The 15,626-nt window shown below is 52.9% G+C and carries 16 protein-coding genes; 12 read left to right on the top strand and 4 right to left on the bottom strand.

The genetic code is table 11. From position 1 onward, the window contains the following. Window positions 1–286 precede the first annotated feature (286 nt). Window positions 287–745: a YbaK/EbsC family protein gene (locus DK872_RS16740; protein ID WP_007373026.1), complete on the top strand. Its 459-nt coding sequence runs from the start codon at window positions 287–289 to the stop codon at window positions 743–745. A gap of 47 nt (window positions 746–792) precedes the next feature. On the opposite strand, the gene bglJ is transcribed toward DK872_RS16740, so the two are convergent. Both bglJ and DK872_RS16730 read right to left on the bottom strand, forming a co-directional pair. Then, window positions 793–1,413, bottom strand: coding sequence for a DNA-binding transcriptional activator BglJ (gene bglJ / locus DK872_RS16735; protein ID WP_071920181.1), 621 nt, complete (start codon window positions 1,411–1,413; stop codon window positions 793–795). Further along, window positions 1,410–2,147: a LuxR C-terminal-related transcriptional regulator gene (locus DK872_RS16730; RefSeq protein ID WP_161518570.1), complete on the bottom strand. Its 738-nt coding sequence runs from the start codon at window positions 2,145–2,147 to the stop codon at window positions 1,410–1,412. The genes bglJ and DK872_RS16730 overlap by 4 nt, the downstream gene beginning before the upstream one ends. Window positions 2,148–2,695: 548 nt before the next feature. Between DK872_RS16730 and DK872_RS16725 the strand changes: the two genes are divergently transcribed. The 9 genes from DK872_RS16725 to opgB all read left to right on the top strand — a co-directional run bounded on the left by DK872_RS16725 (window position 2,696) and on the right by opgB (window position 10,196). After that, window positions 2,696–3,472, top strand: coding sequence for a threonine/serine exporter ThrE family protein (locus DK872_RS16725; protein ID WP_090398194.1), 777 nt, complete (start codon window positions 2,696–2,698; stop codon window positions 3,470–3,472). Beyond that, a complete protein-coding gene (locus DK872_RS16720) occupies window positions 3,463–3,936 on the top strand; it encodes a threonine/serine exporter (protein ID WP_007373022.1) in 474 nt (157 codons plus the stop codon). Before DK872_RS16725 ends, DK872_RS16720 begins: the two co-directional genes overlap by 10 nt. A gap of 65 nt (window positions 3,937–4,001) precedes the next feature. After that, entirely contained in the window at window positions 4,002–4,643 is a 642-nt protein-coding gene (locus DK872_RS16715; RefSeq protein WP_035886576.1) for a TetR family transcriptional regulator, read from the top strand. 44 nt (window positions 4,644–4,687) lie between these two features. Further along, a complete protein-coding gene (locus DK872_RS16710) occupies window positions 4,688–5,137 on the top strand; it encodes a MarR family winged helix-turn-helix transcriptional regulator (RefSeq protein WP_071920180.1) in 450 nt (149 codons plus the stop codon). An 85-nt stretch (window positions 5,138–5,222) separates the two neighbouring features. Then, the gene (locus DK872_RS16705; RefSeq protein ID WP_071920179.1) at window positions 5,223–5,651 is read left to right on the top strand and encodes an organic hydroperoxide resistance protein; all 429 of its coding nucleotides are present in this window, start codon (window positions 5,223–5,225) and stop codon (window positions 5,649–5,651) included. A 158-nt stretch (window positions 5,652–5,809) separates the two neighbouring features. Next, window positions 5,810–6,349: a primosomal protein DnaT gene (gene dnaT / locus DK872_RS16700; protein WP_007373018.1), complete on the top strand. Its 540-nt coding sequence runs from the start codon at window positions 5,810–5,812 to the stop codon at window positions 6,347–6,349. Window positions 6,350–6,351: 2 nt separating this feature from the next. After that, on the top strand, window positions 6,352–7,089 hold the full coding sequence (gene dnaC, locus DK872_RS16695) for a DNA replication protein DnaC (protein ID WP_007373017.1): 738 nt from the start codon (window positions 6,352–6,354) through the stop codon (window positions 7,087–7,089). Window positions 7,090–7,163: 74 nt separating this feature from the next. Next, window positions 7,164–7,664 carry a DUF2501 domain-containing protein gene (locus DK872_RS16690; RefSeq protein WP_007373016.1) on the top strand — a complete coding sequence of 167 codons (501 nt, stop codon included), beginning with the start codon at window positions 7,164–7,166 and terminating at the stop codon, window positions 7,662–7,664. Window positions 7,665–7,904: 240 nt separating this feature from the next. After that, complete coding sequence (gene opgB / locus DK872_RS16685) at window positions 7,905–10,196, top strand: phosphatidylglycerol--membrane-oligosaccharide glycerophosphotransferase (RefSeq protein ID WP_161518569.1); 2,292 nt, start codon at window positions 7,905–7,907, stop codon at window positions 10,194–10,196. Between the two features lie 17 nt (window positions 10,197–10,213). Here the strand turns inward: opgB and DK872_RS16680 are convergent, their stop codons facing one another. Further along, window positions 10,214–11,026, bottom strand: coding sequence for a GNAT family N-acetyltransferase (locus tag DK872_RS16680; protein ID WP_035886580.1), 813 nt, complete (start codon window positions 11,024–11,026; stop codon window positions 10,214–10,216). 86 nt (window positions 11,027–11,112) lie between these two features. Beyond that, window positions 11,113–12,786 (bottom strand): methyl-accepting chemotaxis protein, encoded by a 1,674-nt coding sequence (gene tsr / locus DK872_RS16675; RefSeq protein ID WP_071920177.1) that lies wholly within the window; start codon window positions 12,784–12,786, stop codon window positions 11,113–11,115. Between the two features lie 326 nt (window positions 12,787–13,112). Between tsr and btsT the strand changes: the two genes are divergently transcribed. Continuing rightward, complete coding sequence (gene btsT, locus DK872_RS16670; protein ID WP_007373012.1) at window positions 13,113–15,266, top strand: pyruvate/proton symporter BtsT; 2,154 nt, start codon at window positions 13,113–13,115, stop codon at window positions 15,264–15,266. A 154-nt stretch (window positions 15,267–15,420) separates the two neighbouring features. Beyond that, window positions 15,421–15,624, top strand: a complete 204-nt coding sequence (locus DK872_RS16665; RefSeq protein ID WP_007373011.1) for a YbdD/YjiX family protein — start codon at window positions 15,421–15,423, stop codon at window positions 15,622–15,624. The last annotated feature ends 2 nt before the right edge of the window (window positions 15,625–15,626 follow it).

Below are 15,626 nucleotides of genomic sequence, written 5' to 3'. Positions count from 1 at the left end.
CGTGCAGCGATCCATTTTTAGGTTTGAAACCATGCGGTTTTTTAAACCAGCATTACGACAAAGCAGTGTAGGTTTCATAGACGGCTCTTTATTTGATTTTATGTACAGAAGGAAGGACAAAATCAGTATTAACCCGCAATGTGGACACTGCAACCGGTTACTGTAACCGGTTTCCGCGATTGTGAAGGCGATCGAGAAACTTTGTAGAGTGGTTTGTTACATCGGGATATTTACATGGATAACAGGCTTATGACAGATTAATAGCGGTCCCAGGCAGGAGAACATCATGAGTTTGCAGTCCGTGCGGCAATTCTTTGCCGACAACGCCCCCGATATCGATATTATTGAACTGAACCAAAGTACCGCGACTGTTGCACTGGCCGCTGCCGCGCACCATGTTGAACCAGGGCAAATCGCCAAGACGCTGTCATTAAAAGTGAAAAACGAAGTCATTCTCGTGGTTGCTAAAGGCGACGCGCGCCTGGATAACAAAAAACTGAAAAACACCTTTGGTGCGAAAGCTCGCATGCTGAGTAGCGATGAGGTCGTTACGGTTACCGGGCACCCGGTGGGCGGCGTCTGTCCGTTTGGGTTAGAAAACCCACTGACAATCTATTGTGATATCTCACTAAAACAATATCCGGAAGTCCTGCCCGCTGCGGGAGCTACCCATAGCGCAGTCCGCATTTCTCCTGAGCGAATGGCTGAACTCACACGCGCAAAATGGATTGACGTTTGCCTGTAACGTCTCAGCGCCAGGTACAGCACGCCTGGCGCTGAGAAGTCCCTGAACTACATCAACTCCGACGCTGAACGAGGAGCTGGTGGGCTCCAGGTCAGAATATCTGCGGCATCCAATAACCCGACGTCAGACGTAACACCCAGCTTCGTCATCGCATTGAATTTATGCGCGCGGATGGTTTTCACATTCCGATCCAACAGCGAGGCTATCTCGGCCAGCGAGAAACCGCGCGTCAGGTAATTCAGGATCTCCCACTCTGTCGGGCTGAGCATACGGCACTGGCTCACGTACCAATTATTAATCATGTTCTCATTAATGCGCCGGGTTTCACCCAGTAGCATCCCCAGTTGTTCCTGTAACACAGGCAGCGGAGACGATTTGCTCAAAATACCATGCAGCCGCGAGGGAGAGAGATGCCCGACCAACTGGGCCTCCCGATCGTCTCCCGCCAAAACAATATGCTGAACACCCGGGTGAGAAAGCGAAAGCCAGTGCAAACACATCAGGCACTCCCGCCGCTCTTTCCGGTGCCCAAAAAGTGAATAGATAACGGAAAAAAAGGGCGTGTGCTTCAGTGCCTGATGAAACACCGAATGCTCTTTAAAAAAATGAAACGAATACTGATTAATAGACGATTCACTAAATAAATGTCGTAATCCCTCCCGACTCATTGTGCACTTTTCAATAATGGCGACATTTCCCTTTTTGTAGCTATTTTCCATTCATTTCGGTCTCCATACATCGTGCCTGAATTCAACTCAGCCATTCCCTGGCTGCTATTAATCCATATATATAAATCTGCATTACTCCGTAATGATAACCGCCTCATTGCACTATTTTTCTGCGCACTCACTGTTTTATTACTTTTTTTGAGCAGCATTGCAATTTGGTTTATTCCCCAGCCTTTTCCAAGAAGACGTAACACGTTACGTTCAGATAGGGTAAGTATTTTACTTAGGGGAGCATTAGCCGCACTCCTGCTCATTCCCTCTGGCATAAGCACCTGGCTAATTTCTCCTTCGCTCCCATATCCGTGGCGAATAGCATTAATCACCCCTTCAACGGACTCCTGGCTGGAGAGCAACGTAATACGCGGGCGTAACAAAAACTCCATTGCCACAGGCAGCACCGTACGTGGGGTGAAAAAGATCCAGTGTGAGCTATCACTTTGAGAAAAAAGAGAATAATAATTCTGACAGCGTCTTCTTGCATAGAAAAGCTCGTCAGAGATGTCAACAATGACCAGGCGAGCGCTCTTTAATTGCAGCAGATCTATCTCTTCTACACAGGAATAATAATTGAGGATGTATTCAGGAAAATGACGTTCAAGTATACCGCCAATCCCGGCCCTGAGAACCGGAGTCTGGCTAATAACAATCCCATGAGTGTTGTCTGCTGATAACATAAAATCTCCACGTCCATTTGCGAGTTCTATCAATCCGCACGATGACTTTTTCCAATAGGAGCCAATAATAACCACAGATAATGACATTATCTGGATAAGCGTCGCCGTAAGAATTGGCGAAATTTATGAGTTGGGGTCAAACATAAAGAGCCGGAATTATAGTATTACCAACTTACATGTCAATATAACATACAGCCCACCAGATTATCTCGCGTATTATTAAAAAATAAAAAGGAAATTTAAAATAATCAAAGACAATATAATTAAGATAAAAATAATAATCTTAACAAATGTTTAAGAAATACTTTACGAAAACCAGTCTGTTAGACGCAAATAATCCCCCCCTTTTCTTTTCATATGTTTTTTTATAAAAAAACCTTAAATGAATTCTTAACCGGGTAATTAAGAAGACTTCAGAGCAAACTTCAGCGTGACTTACTGCACAAATCTTGATCTACCTGAGCGCCATTCTGCCTGTCACTTGTGCTAAAACTATCTTTTACGCTCCATCCTTCGTGAGCGTTGTGTTAACAGATACCAGGGTAATCATGCAAACAGACCAGTCATCACAGCGTGCTATTACGCGGCTGTGTATTCAGTGTGGCCTTTTTTTGTTGCAGCATGGCGCTGAGAGCGCATTAGTGGAAGAGCTATCAACGCGTCTGGGCATCGCGTTGGGTATGGACAGCGTTGAAAGTCTCATCTCCTCTAACGCCATCGTTCTGACAACCATCAAAGATGGGCAATGCCTGACTTCAACACGTAAAAACAGCGATCGCGGTATCAATATGCACGTAGTAACGGAAATACAGCATATCGTGATCATGACCGAACATAAGTTGCTGGATGCCAGAGACGTTGAAAAGCGATTTGCCCAGGTTAAACCACTGCGCTACCCACGCTGGCTGGTCACGCTTATGGTTGGCCTTTCCTGTGCCTGTTTCTGCCAACTCAATAAAGGCGGATGGGACGGCGCATTTATTACATTTTGCGCCAGCAGCGTGGCGATGTATGTGCGGCTGCTACTGGCGAATCGCCATATGCATCCACAGATTAATTTCTGCATTACCGCCTTTGTGGCCACGACCGTTTCCGGCTTGATGCTGACTCTTCCTGCCTTTATTCATTCATCAACCGTCGCCATGGCCGCCAGCGTGCTGTTGCTGGTCCCCGGCTTTCCGCTGATCAACGCGGTTGCTGATATGTTCAAAGGCCATATCAACACCGGTCTTGCGCGCTGGGCCATCGCCAGCTTATTAACCCTCGCCACCTGTATCGGTGTGGTAATGGCAATGACACTGTGGGGGCTACGCGGATGGATGTGATCGCCTTTGTTCTGGCTCTTATACAAGATATGTTGCTGGCCGCAATCCCCGCAGTCGGGTTTGCCATGGTTTTCAACGTTCCCCATCGTGCCCTGCCCTGGTGTGCGCTCCTTGGCGCACTGGGCCACGGTTCCCGCTTTGCGCTGATGTACTGGGGTTTCAATATCGAATGGTCAACCTTTGTGGCCGCCATGCTGGTGGGATCGATAGGCATTCGCTGGTCGCGATGGTATCTGGCGCATCCTAAAGTGTTTACCGTGGCGGCAGTCATTCCCATGTTTCCGGGCATCTCGGCCTACACAGCGATGGTTTCGGCCGTGAAAATCGGCCACTTTGGTTACAGCGAAGAGTTAATGATCCTGTTACTGACGAATTTCCTGAAAGCCTCATCGATCGTTGGCGCGCTTTCTATTGGCCTGTCGATTCCCGGTCTGTGGATATACCGCAAACGCCCGCGCGTTTGAGATTTGTTTTCTGTCGCGGCCATGGTGATAATCCACAGACAAATGACGGCCAGTAAGGAGTGGATGTGGAACACCGTGGCAGCGATCTTTCCGAACATTTTGATGAATCCAACCTGAAAGACAAAATTTTCATCAGCGCCATCGCTCTGTTTGCCGAATACGGCCTGACAGGCGCACGCATGGAGCAAATCGCCGAGCGCGCCGCCACCACAAAACGCATGGTGGTGTACCATTTCAAAACCAAAGAAAACCTCTATTTACAGGTACTTGAATATGTCTACACCATGATTCGCCGCAGCGAGAAAAAGCTGAATCTTGCGGATATGCCGCCCGTAGAGGCGATGGTGCAACTGGTCGAAAGCACTTTCGATTACCATGCCGCTCACCCTGATTTCATTCGTATTATCTGTATGGAGAACATGCAGCGCGGGCGTTTTATTCAGCAATCGGTCCTGCTGCGCGATGTGAACCGCAGCGCGCTGACCTTACTGGAAGATATTCTCCGCCGCGGCCAGCAAAAAAGGCTGTTCAATAAAAACGTCAATGCCCGCGATGTGCACCGTCTGATGAGCAGTTTCAGCTTTCACTACGTCGCCAACAGCTACTCTTTTTCCATGCTGTTTGAAGAGAACCCTGATGCGACTGCGCAGCGCCAGTACTATCGGGAGATGGCAGTCGAGGTTGTGCTACGTTATACCTGTCCGTAAAAAATATCTTGCAATTAAATCGCACACTATATATATTAAAAAACATGAAAACGACACCGACCAAAAACGCACAGCTCGCCTTAGATAACCAGTTTTGTTTTGCACTCTACTCAACAAACCTGGCGCTGCATAAGCTTTACCGGCAGCTTCTGGCTCCGCTGAATCTTACTTATCCACAGTATCTGGTCATGCTGGTACTGTGGGAGCAGGACGATATCACCGTGTCAGAGATTGGTGAGCGCCTGTTTCTGGATTCAGCAACGCTAACGCCGCTGCTTAAACGGCTGGAAAGCGCAGGGCTGATCCACCGTCAGCGTTCACGCCAGGATGAGCGGCAAGTGGTGATTACGTTGAGTGAAAGCGGGCGCGCATTGCAGCAGCAAGCGACGTCCATTCCGGAAGCGATAGGCTGTGCCATGGCCTGCGATAGCGCGACGCTGCACGATATCAAGCAGCAACTGGAACAGCTTCGCCAGAACTTTCAACGGGCATAAACTCCCTTTCGTGGGGAGTTTATCTCAACCAACTAAATAGCATGCTATTTTATAGCAACCAATCAAGATAATTAAGGAACCTGCCATGTCATTAGAAAAAGTCGTCTACACCGCTAAAGCTAAAGCCACCGGAGGCCGTGACGGCCGCGCAACCTCTTCTGACGGCGTCCTGGATGTCAAACTGGGCGTACCAAAAGAGATGGGCGGCGCGGGCGGTGAAGTGACCAACCCGGAACAACTGTTCGCTGCGGGCTACTCAGCCTGCTTCCTGGGCGCCATGAAGTTCGTCGCTGGCCGCGACAAAATTGCCATTCCGAAAGACGCATTTATCGAAGGTGAAGTCGGCATTGGTCCGCTGCCTTCCGGTTTCGGTATCGAAGCGAAACTGAATATCCATCTGCCAGGTATGGACGCAGCCGAAGCGAAAAAACTGGTCGATGCCGCGCATATCGTTTGCCCTTATTCTAACGCCACCCGTGGCAACATCGACGTTACGCTGAACATTATTGCGTAACACGCAAGCGACACGTTGAGAAAATCAACAGCCGGGGAAACCCGGCTTTTTTCATGCTGTACTGCCCTTTCCGTTCACTGTGTTACTATGTGTCATTATGCCTGTGTGAAAAAAACACAGATCGCCTTATCCGTAGTAATCCTGTTTGAGAACGCGTTATGTCTTCCAGAATCCTGACATCGAATGTCATCGGCATTGATGAATTTGTGCGCGATCACGCCAGTGTCCTGGCCCGTACGGAAGGCGGCGCTGTCGCTGTTTTTGCTAATAACAGCCCCGCGTTTTATGCCGTTACGCCGCAACGCCTTGAGCAATTACTGGCGCTTGAAGCCCGCCTTGCGCGGCCAGCCAGTGACATTGCCCTTGATGCACAATTTTATGAAGAACCCACCGCCGCGCCGGTGAATGTGCCAATGGGCAAATTCGCCATGTATGCAGGCTGGCAGCCGGATGCAGATTTCCAGCGTCTGGCTGCGTTGTGGGGCATTGCGTTAACGCAGCCCGTTACACCAGAAGAGCTGGCCTCGTTTGTTGCCTACTGGCAGGCCGAAGGCAAAGTGTTCCACCATGTGCAGTGGCAGCAAAAGCTGGCGCGCAGCGTACAAATCGGTCGTACCAGCCAGAATAGCGCGGCGAAACGCGATATCAATGCACTATCAGAACCGGACAATCAAATCCCACCAGGCTTTAGAGGATAACGATGAAAAACGTCGGCGAATTGATGAAGCGACTGCAAAAGATGATGCCCGCCAACACCGTGCCTGCCTTTAAAACGGGCGAGGAGCTAATGGCCTGGCAGAAAGAACAGGGCGCAATCCGTTCGGCGGCGCTGGAGCGAGAAAACCGCGCAATGAAAATGCAGCGCACGTTTAATCGCTCCGGCATTCGTCCGCTGCACCAGAACTGCTCTTTTGAAAACTACCGGGTCGAAACGGAGGGCCAGATGCGTGCCCTCAGCCAGGCGCGTCAATATGTCGAAGAGTTTGAAGGCAATATCGCCAGTTTTATCTTTTCCGGCAAACCAGGCACCGGCAAGAATCACCTCGCCGCCGCTATCTGCAATGAACTGTTGCTGCGCGGTAAATCGGTGCTGATCATTACCGTTGCCGACATTATGTCTGCGATGAAAGAGACGTTCGGCAATCGCGAAAGCAGTGAAGAACAGTTGCTGAACGATTTAAGCAGCGTCGATCTGCTGGTGATTGACGAAATCGGCATGCAGACAGAATCCCGCTACGAAAAAGTCATTATCAATCAGATAGTCGATAGGCGTTCTTCGTCCAAACGCCCGACCGGCATGCTCACTAACAGCAATCTGGAAGAGATGAATAAGCTGTTGGGCGAGCGCGTAATGGACAGGATGCGTCTCGGCAACAGTCTGTGGGTGATCTTCAACTGGGAGAGCTACCGTAGCCGCGTCACCGGTAAAGAGTATTGAGAGTTTTCACCTCTGTGGCGGATCTGCGCAGGTGTATACTCAGCGCTTTACTGAAACATCGGGATCTGCACGATATGAAATTCGCCAAACGCCTGCTCTGCGCTGCTGCCATCAGCAGCGCCCTGCTAACCAGCTTTGCCAACGCCGCTTCCTGGCAGGATACGCTCTCCAGCGCCGCCAGCCAGCTCAGCCAGAAAAATCAGAGCAGCACCGCCTCGCAGCAGGGTGGGTTGTCGCTCTCCTCCCTGACCGGCCTGCTTAACGGCGGTAATCAGGCGCTCAGTTCCAATACCATGAACAATGCGGCAGGCGTAATGACCTGGTGCGCCAAAAACAAGCTCTCCTCGCTCACCAACACCGAGAATGTGAAAAACCAGGTGCTGGATAAACTGGGGCTCGGCGCCAGCCAGCAGAAACAGGACACCAACTATCTGGATGGCCTTCAGGGTATGCTGAATACCAAAAACGGCGAGCAGTTAAACCTGAGCAACATCGGCAGCACGCCGCTGGCCGAAAAAGTGAAGTCAAAAGCCTGTGATATCGTTCTGAAACAGGGCGTCAACTTCCTCTCCTGATCTTCCGCCGCGTTGAGCGCTTTTTCGGCCTGAACGCGGCATTTTCCCTCTCTTTTTCCGCCGTTCCGCCCGTTCACAGACATGATGTACAGCAACATTGTCGCTTTCTAAACCATTTCTTAATCAACTCAGAATAAAGTGACACTACAATTGCAGCAGTGTGACATCACTATTAAATTAGTTTTCCTGTTACAAAAATTATTAACCAGCAATATGTCTGGTCTTGATGAGGAATGACGGTTGTCCGAGTTGCTCTCTATTGCTCTGTTTCTCGCCTCGGTCGTGATTTACGCCTGTAAGGCGGGGCGAAATAGCTGGTGGTTTACTGCAACGCTGCTGGTATTGGGTCTGTTTATTATTTTGAATATCACGCTGTACGCCAGTAATTACTTTACCGGCGATGGCATTAACGATGCGGTGTTGTACACCCTCACCAACAGTCTGACCGGTGCGGGCATCAGCAAATACATGTTACCCGGAGTGGGGCTGGTTCTCGCGCTGGTGGCTTTGTTCTGCGCGCTGGGCTGGGTGCTGCGCCGTCGCCGCCATCTGCCCCACCATTTTGGTTACAGCCTGCTGGCACTGGTTCTGGCGCTGGGTTCGGTCGATGCCAGCCCGGCATTCCGCCAGATCACCGAACTGGTGAAATCCCAGACGCGCGAGGGCGATCCCGACTTCGCCACGTTTTATAAAGTCCCGGCGAAGAAGATCCCGGAACCGAAACTCAACCTGGTCTACATCTACGCCGAAAGTCTGGAGCGTACCTACTTCAATGAAGAGGCCTTTCCTGGCCTGACGCCGGAACTGGGCGCGCTGAAAGCGCAAAGCCTCGACTTTAGCCATACGGAACAACTCCCCGGCACGGATTACACCATCGCTGGCATGGTCGCCTCGCAGTGCGGTATTCCACTGTTCGCGCCTTTTGAAGGCAACGCTTCCGCTTCGGTGTCCAGTTTCTTCCCACAGAATCTTTGCCTCGGCGACATTCTGAAAAATTCTGGCTACGAGAACCATTTTATCCAGGGAGCGAATCTGCGCTTTGCCGGGAAAGATGTGTTCCTGAAATCACACGGTTTTGATTACCTCGTTGGCGCAGAAGAGCTGAAAAGCCAGGTCGCCGATCCCCACTACCGTAATGACTGGGGCTTCTACGATGATACGGTGCTGGATGCCGTCTGGAAACGCTACGAAGAGCTGTCGAGTGCGGGCAAACGTTTCTCGCTGTTTGCGCTGACCGTCGATACGCACCATCCGGATGGTTTTATCTCGCGCACCTGCGAGCGGAAAAGCTACAGCTATGATGGCAAACTGAACCAGTCATTCAGCGCCGTCACCTGTAGCCAGCAGCATATCGCGGCGTTGATCAATAAGATCAAAGCGTCGCCGTGGTTTAAAGACACGGTGATCGTAGTCTCTTCCGATCATCTGGCGATGAACAACACGGCATGGAAATACCTCAACAAACAAGATCGCAGCGATCTGTTCTTTGTGATGCGCGGCGATGAGCGCCAGGAGGATGTTTCCGGGATCAAACGCAGCACGCTGGATAACGGCGCAACCGTGCTCGATATCCTCGGCGGCGACAACTTCCTCGGCCTTGGGCGCAGCAGTATTTCCGGCCAGTCGCTCTCCGGGGTATTCCTGAATATGAAAGAGAAAGTGCTGGCATGGAAACCGGACGTCATTCGCCTGTGGAACTTCCCGAAAACGATGAAAGAGTTCACGGTGGATAGCCAGAAACAGATGGTCGCCTTCTCCGGCAGCCAGTTCCGTTTACCGCTGCTGGTGCGCGTTTCCAGTCATCGCGTTGAACCGCTGCCCGAAAGCGAATACTCCGCGCCGCTGCGCTTCCAGCTTGCCGACTTTGCACCGCGCGATAACTTCGTGTGGATCGATCAGTGCTACAAAATGGCGCGCCTGTGGTCACCAGAACTGGCGCTCTCTACCGACTGGTGCGTCTCGCAGGGGCAACTTGGCGGCGAACAGCAGGTTCAGCATATCGATAAGGCATTATGGAAAGGCAAAACCGCGTTTAAAGAGAGCGTGATCAGCGCCGATCGCTACCGGAATAACGTCGATACGCTGAAGATCCTCGATAACAACATTCGCTACAAAGCCGACAGTTTTGTCTTTAACGTTCCTGGCGCACCGGAAGAGGTGAAATCATTCAACGGCATTTCCCGTCCGGAAAGCTGGGGGCGCTGGTCCAACGCGCAGTTGGGCAAGGAAGTGTCGATTGAATATAACCAGCCGCTGCCGGAACATTTCGAACTGGTCATTACCGCCAAAGCGTATGGCCCGAACGCCAACCGCCCGATTCCGGTGCGTGTCGGCGATGAAGAGCAAACTCTGATGCTGGATAACACGCTCAGCACCACGACATTGCGCTTCAATAATCCTTCCCGCAGCAGCACGCTGGTGATTGTCCCCCCGGACCCGCAATCCACCAACGAAGGGAATATTCTCGGTCACTCGCCGCGTCAGATTGGAATCGGGCTGGCGGAAATCAAAGTGCTGAGTGACGAAGGTTAAAAATCGAAGGCTGGCCGTTACAGGTCAGCCTTCATCTCATACTGGCTAAGCGCAAGCTTGCTGTAACCCGCACGATCGAACAGCGGCGCAAATACGCCGGGCACCACCACCGAGGTGCTCAGACCGGGAAAATGCTGATTCAACGTCCGCAGAAGTTCACTGGCAAATCCTCTGCGCCGGTACTCCGGCTCCACATAAATAAACCGTAGCTGCGGCGTCTCCATGTGCGTGGCAATCACTGCCAGCGCATGATTACGGTACTCAAACGCCCGCGCCGGTAATGATACGGCGGAGAGCGGATCGGTCAGCCAGGAGAGCGTGGCATTACTCTCGCAGACCGCTTTGCGCACCACGATCAACGGATCAATTTCCCGCAACGCATTATCTTCACCGTCCACCTCCTTCGCGCCCTGAAAGCCATAAAGTGGCTGGACTGTGGTAAAGCCCAGCGAGTGATACAGAGCAACCGCCGGATGATTATCCTGAATGACTTCCAGCCGCAGCAACCGCACGCCTTTATCGCGCAGCGCGATTATTAAGGGCGGAAGAAGACGTTTGCCCAACCCCTGCGCACGATATTGCGGGCGAATGGCGAACGCTGCCAGCCTCGCCGATGCGCCGCGCCGGGTGATCAGGGCCACCGCCGCAGGCTCCTCGTCATCCAGCCAGACGCATGAGTCCACGAGGCTAAGCCCTTCGGCGATAAAACGCTGGGCAAATACCGCTGGCGGCAACGAAAACGGCATGCTGTAACCTTCAAAACATTGCCCAACCAGGGCGGCAAGTTGCGTGCAACTGTAGTGAATGGCAGGGATAGCGACGAAGTTCATAAGGCTTCTCCACGAAATGATGCAGTGAGCATAGCACGGGGAAGCGGAGGGGAAATGCGCCCTGCATGACAGGGCGCAAATAACCGTCAGAAAGTTTCCCAGTTATCACCGGCATCGGTCACTGCCGCTTTACGCGGTAGTGCGCTTGCCGGAGAGGCCCGGGTGAAACTGGCTGGCGTCGCGCTGTTCAGCCTGCTCTGCTGCTGGCTAATGCGAAATACGGAAACCGCCTGCGTCAGACGGCTGGCCTGCTCTTCAAGCGCCGCCGCAGCAGCAGCGGACTCTTCCACCAGCGAGGCGTTCTGCTGTGTCACCCGATCCATCTCGGAAACCGCCAGACCCACCTGGTCGATACCACGGCTCTGCTCATCGGAGGCAGACGCGATTTCACCCATAATGTCGGTCACGCGGGTCACCGCATTCACGATTTCACCCATGGTTTCCCCGGCGCTTTCCACCAGCGTAGAACCCAGTTCAACGCGACCGACAGAGTCTTCAATCAGGCTTTTGATTTCACGAGCGGCCTGGGCGCTGCGCTGCGCCAGGTTGCGAACTTCGCCCGCCACCACCGCAAAGCCACGCCCCTGCTCGCCCGCACGCGCGGCTTCAACAGCGGCGTTCAGCGCCAGGATGTTGGTCTGGAAGGCAATACCGTCGATTACGCTGATAATGTCAGCGATCTTCTGCGAACTGGCGGCAATATCACGCATCGTCTGCACAACATTATCCACCACTTTACCGCCTTTCTGCGCGGTTTCAGAGGCGCTCAGCGCCAGGTGGCTCGCCTGACGGGCGTTATCGGCGTTCTGTTTCACCGTTGCCGTCAGTTCTTCCATGCTGGCTGCCGTCTCTTCCAGTGAAGCGGCCTGCTGCTCGGTACGGGAGGAAAGGTCGTTATTCCCCACCGAAATTTCACTGGCCCCGCTATAAATCGCGTTGGCGCCATTACGCACATCGCTGACGGTACGCACCAGCTCACTCTGCATATGACGCAGGCTGTCAGCCAGCACACCCATCTCATTGGAACCGTGGACATCAATGCGCTGCACCAGATCGCCGCCGGCAATATGACGAATGTTGTCGATCAGGTGGTTCAACGGCCCGATCAGCGCTCGTTTGATCCCAGCCCAGACACCGATGATCACCAGCAGCACAACGATCAGCACCGTAATAATGATCCAAATGGCAGAGCCGTAAGAACTTTCGCTATCGCTGACCGCCGTTTCATACAGATGATCGTTCTGCTGCAAATAATTGAGGTACTGCTTCTCGAAACCGTCCTGATAGCTCTGGGTCGGCTGATCGAAGAAGGCATTAATTTTGCCTGCGCCCAGCAACTGGATCAGCTCCGCCAGCGCGTTGTGGTAGATATCGTAGTTACGCTTGATCTCTGCCGCAGCTTCCTCGCTCTGGCGCGGATCGCGCGGCAGTGCCTGGTAAGCATTCCAGCTTGCTTCTGCCTGTTTCAGCGAGATGCTGGCAATCTGCATCAGATCGGACACCGTCGCGCCGCTGCCAATATTGTTCTGATCCATCATGTAGCGGATCCCGGCGCGGTTAAGGGTATTACGGGTTTGCAGCAGCGCAACCCAGCTGGCGTTCAGCGTGGACTGTTGCTGGCGAATGGTTTGCAGAACGGTGAAGTTTTCTTTGTCGTGTTTCAGCGCGTTAAAGAACAAGCCGCCAGAAGTGAGTTGTAAAAGGCCAAATAATCCCAGCACCAGCAATAAACTGGTGACAAGTTTGATGCGAGTTAACATGTTTTCTCTTTCCTTATAGACAGACGTTAGGTTTTCGGCCTGCATAAGAAAAACTTTATGGTGCATCGTGCTATTTTTGTTCGCTTTTCACCGAACAAAAGACAACCAGCCTTTTCTCTCTGCGTGATCAAAATCACATATTTTCCGGCACTTACGCGCCGCTGAAACCGCTCACCACCACCCCTTTACCGCTCAGCAACCGTTTCTGACCACTGAGTCAAATCATCGCCGCTTTGCGCGCGTAATTTGTCATGATCGCAGCCAGCATTCAGTCAAAACAACACTTCAAGTCCAGTTCACTCATTCTGCAAAAAACCAGGTCTGATATGGATACTAAAAAACTCTTCAAGCACATACCCTGGGTGATTCTCGGGATTATCGGTGCTTTCTGTCTCTCTGTTGTCGCCTTACGCCGGGGTGAGCACGTTAGTGCTCTGTGGATCGTTGTTGCATCCGTCTCCGTCTATCTGGTGGCTTACCGCTACTACAGCCTTTACATCGCGCAAAAGGTGATGAAACTCGATCCGACCCGCGCAACACCGGCGGTGATCAATAACGACGGCCTTAACTATGTGCCAACCAACCGCTACGTGCTGTTTGGTCACCACTTTGCCGCCATCGCTGGTGCAGGCCCGCTGGTCGGCCCGGTACTGGCCGCGCAAATGGGTTACCTGCCCGGCACATTATGGCTGCTGGCAGGCGTAGTGCTGGCCGGTGCGGTACAGGATTTCATGGTGCTGTTTATCTCCTCCCGTCGTAACGGCGCCTCTCTCGGTGAGATGGTGAAAGAGGAGATGGGCCGCGTACCCGGCACCATCGCGCTGTTCGGTTGCTTCCTGATTATGATCATCATCCTCGCGGTGCTGGCGCTGATCGTGGTGAAAGCACTGGCGGAAAGCCCGTGGGGCGTGTTCACCGTTTGCTCCACCGTACCGATTGCCCTGTTTATGGGGATCTACATGCGCTTCCTGCGCCCTGGCCGCGTGGGTGAAGTGTCGGTGATCGGTATTGTGCTGCTGGTGGCTTCCATCTGGTTTGGCGGTGTGATCGCCCACGACCCGTACTGGGGACCGGCGCTGACCTTCAAAGACACCACCATCACCTTCGCTCTGGTTGGTTATGCCTTTGTTTCTGCGCTGCTGCCGGTCTGGCTGATCCTCGCGCCGCGTGACTATCTGGCGACCTTCCTGAAAATCGGCGTGATCGTCGGTCTGGCGCTGGGCATCGTGATCCTCAACCCGGAACTGAAAATGCCTGCGGTGACGCAGTACATTGACGGCACCGGCCCGCTGTGGAAAGGTGCACTGTTCCCGTTCCTGTTTATCACTATCGCCTGTGGCGCCGTATCTGGCTTCCATGCGCTGATCGCTTCGGGTACGACACCGAAACTGCTGGCCAACGAAACCGACGCGCGCTTTATCGGTTATGGCGCAATGCTGATGGAATCCTTCGTTGCGGTAATGGCGCTGGTTGCAGCATCGATTATCGAACCGGGCCTCTACTTTGCGATGAACACCCCGCCAGCCGGTCTGGGCATCACCATGCCAAACCTGCATGAGCTGGGCGGTGAAAACGCGCCGATGATTCTGGCGCAGTTGAAAGATGTAACCGCGCACGCGGCGGCAACCGTCAGCTCCTGGGGCTTTGTGATTTCACCTGAGCAGATCCTGCAAACTGCAAAAGATATCGGCGAACCGTCGGTACTGAACCGCGCAGGTGGCGCGCCAACGCTGGCAGTCGGTATCGCTCACGTGTTCCACAAAATCATCCCGATGGCAGACATGGGCTTCTGGTACCACTTCGGTATTCTGTTTGAAGCGCTGTTTATCCTTACCGCGCTGGACGCGGGCACACGTGCCGGTCGCTTTATGTTGCAGGATCTGCTGGGCAACTTCGTACCGTTCCTGAAGAAAACCGATTCGCTGGTAGCAGGCGTTATCGGTACGGCGGGCTGCGTGGGTCTGTGGGGTTACCTGCTGTATCAGGGCGTGGTCGATCCGCTGGGCGGCGTGAAGAGCCTGTGGCCGCTGTTCGGCATCTCTAACCAGATGCTGGCCGCAGTGGCGCTGATGCTGGGCACGGTGGTGCTGGTGAAAATGCAGCGCACCAAATACATCTGGGTGACCGTGGTTCCGGCCATGTGGCTGCTGCTGTGCACCACCTGGGCGTTGGGTCTGAAACTGTTCAGCACCAACCCGCAACTGGAAGGCTTCCTGTATATGGCTAACCAGTACAAAGAGAAGATTGCCGCGGGCGGCAGTGACCTGACTGCGCAACAGATTGCCAACATGAACCATATCGTGGTGAACAACTACACCAACGCCGGTTTGAGTATTCTGTTCCTGGTGGTGGTTTACAGCATCATCTTCTACGGCATCAAAACCTGGCTGAACGTACGTAACAATAAAGTGCGTACCGACAAAGAAACACCGTATGTTCCGGTGCCGGAAGGCGGCGTGAAAACCTCTTCACATCATTAAACCTGATGCCGGATGGCTACCTACGCCTATCCGGCCTAACAAAACTTCATGATGTAGAACCCCGCAGAGCGGGGTTCTACATGAGTTCCGCAGTCATCGCAGGCCGGATAGGGCGAACGCCGCCATCCAGCATAATCAATATCCGGGAAGAATAATGTTTGGTAACTTAGGCGAAGCAAAAAAGTACCTCGGTCAGGCGGCAAAGATGCTGATTGGTATTCCGGACTATGACAACTATGTTGACCATATGAAGACCAACCATCCCGACAAACCGTACATGACTTACGAAGAGTTCTTCCGCGAACGCCAGCAGGCGCGTTACGGCGGCGACGGCAAGGGCGGTGTCCGCTGTTGCTAAAG

Source organism: Kosakonia sp. MH5 (assembly GCF_009935945.1).
GTDB classification, from domain to species: domain Bacteria; phylum Pseudomonadota; class Gammaproteobacteria; order Enterobacterales; family Enterobacteriaceae; genus Kosakonia; species Kosakonia radicincitans.
The sequence above is the reverse complement of the archived record's forward strand: the minus strand, read 5'-3'. Positions and strand labels throughout refer to the sequence as shown.

What these genes read in the sequence shown, in the direction of transcription:
- DK872_RS16740 (WP_007373026.1), top strand. Translation starts at nt 287, where the DNA reads ATGAGTTTGCAGTCCGTGCGGCAATTCTTTGCCGACAACGCCCCCGAT.
- bglJ (WP_071920181.1), bottom strand. Translation starts at nt 1,413, where the DNA reads ATGAGTCGGGAGGGATTACGACATTTATTTAGTGAATCGTCTATTAAT.
- DK872_RS16730 (WP_161518570.1), bottom strand. Translation starts at nt 2,147, where the DNA reads ATGTTATCAGCAGACAACACTCATGGGATTGTTATTAGCCAGACTCCG.
- DK872_RS16725 (WP_090398194.1), top strand. Translation starts at nt 2,696, where the DNA reads ATGCAAACAGACCAGTCATCACAGCGTGCTATTACGCGGCTGTGTATT.
- DK872_RS16720 (WP_007373022.1), top strand. Translation starts at nt 3,463, where the DNA reads ATGGATGTGATCGCCTTTGTTCTGGCTCTTATACAAGATATGTTGCTG.
- DK872_RS16710 (WP_071920180.1), top strand. Translation starts at nt 4,688, where the DNA reads ATGAAAACGACACCGACCAAAAACGCACAGCTCGCCTTAGATAACCAG.
- DK872_RS16705 (WP_071920179.1), top strand. Translation starts at nt 5,223, where the DNA reads ATGTCATTAGAAAAAGTCGTCTACACCGCTAAAGCTAAAGCCACCGGA.
- dnaT (WP_007373018.1), top strand. Translation starts at nt 5,810, where the DNA reads ATGTCTTCCAGAATCCTGACATCGAATGTCATCGGCATTGATGAATTT.
- dnaC (WP_007373017.1), top strand. Translation starts at nt 6,352, where the DNA reads ATGAAAAACGTCGGCGAATTGATGAAGCGACTGCAAAAGATGATGCCC.
- DK872_RS16690 (WP_007373016.1), top strand. Translation starts at nt 7,164, where the DNA reads ATGAAATTCGCCAAACGCCTGCTCTGCGCTGCTGCCATCAGCAGCGCC.
- DK872_RS16680 (WP_035886580.1), bottom strand. Translation starts at nt 11,026, where the DNA reads ATGAACTTCGTCGCTATCCCTGCCATTCACTACAGTTGCACGCAACTT.
- tsr (WP_071920177.1), bottom strand. Translation starts at nt 12,786, where the DNA reads ATGTTAACTCGCATCAAACTTGTCACCAGTTTATTGCTGGTGCTGGGA.
- btsT (WP_007373012.1), top strand. Translation starts at nt 13,113, where the DNA reads ATGGATACTAAAAAACTCTTCAAGCACATACCCTGGGTGATTCTCGGG.
- DK872_RS16665 (WP_007373011.1), top strand. Translation starts at nt 15,421, where the DNA reads ATGTTTGGTAACTTAGGCGAAGCAAAAAAGTACCTCGGTCAGGCGGCA.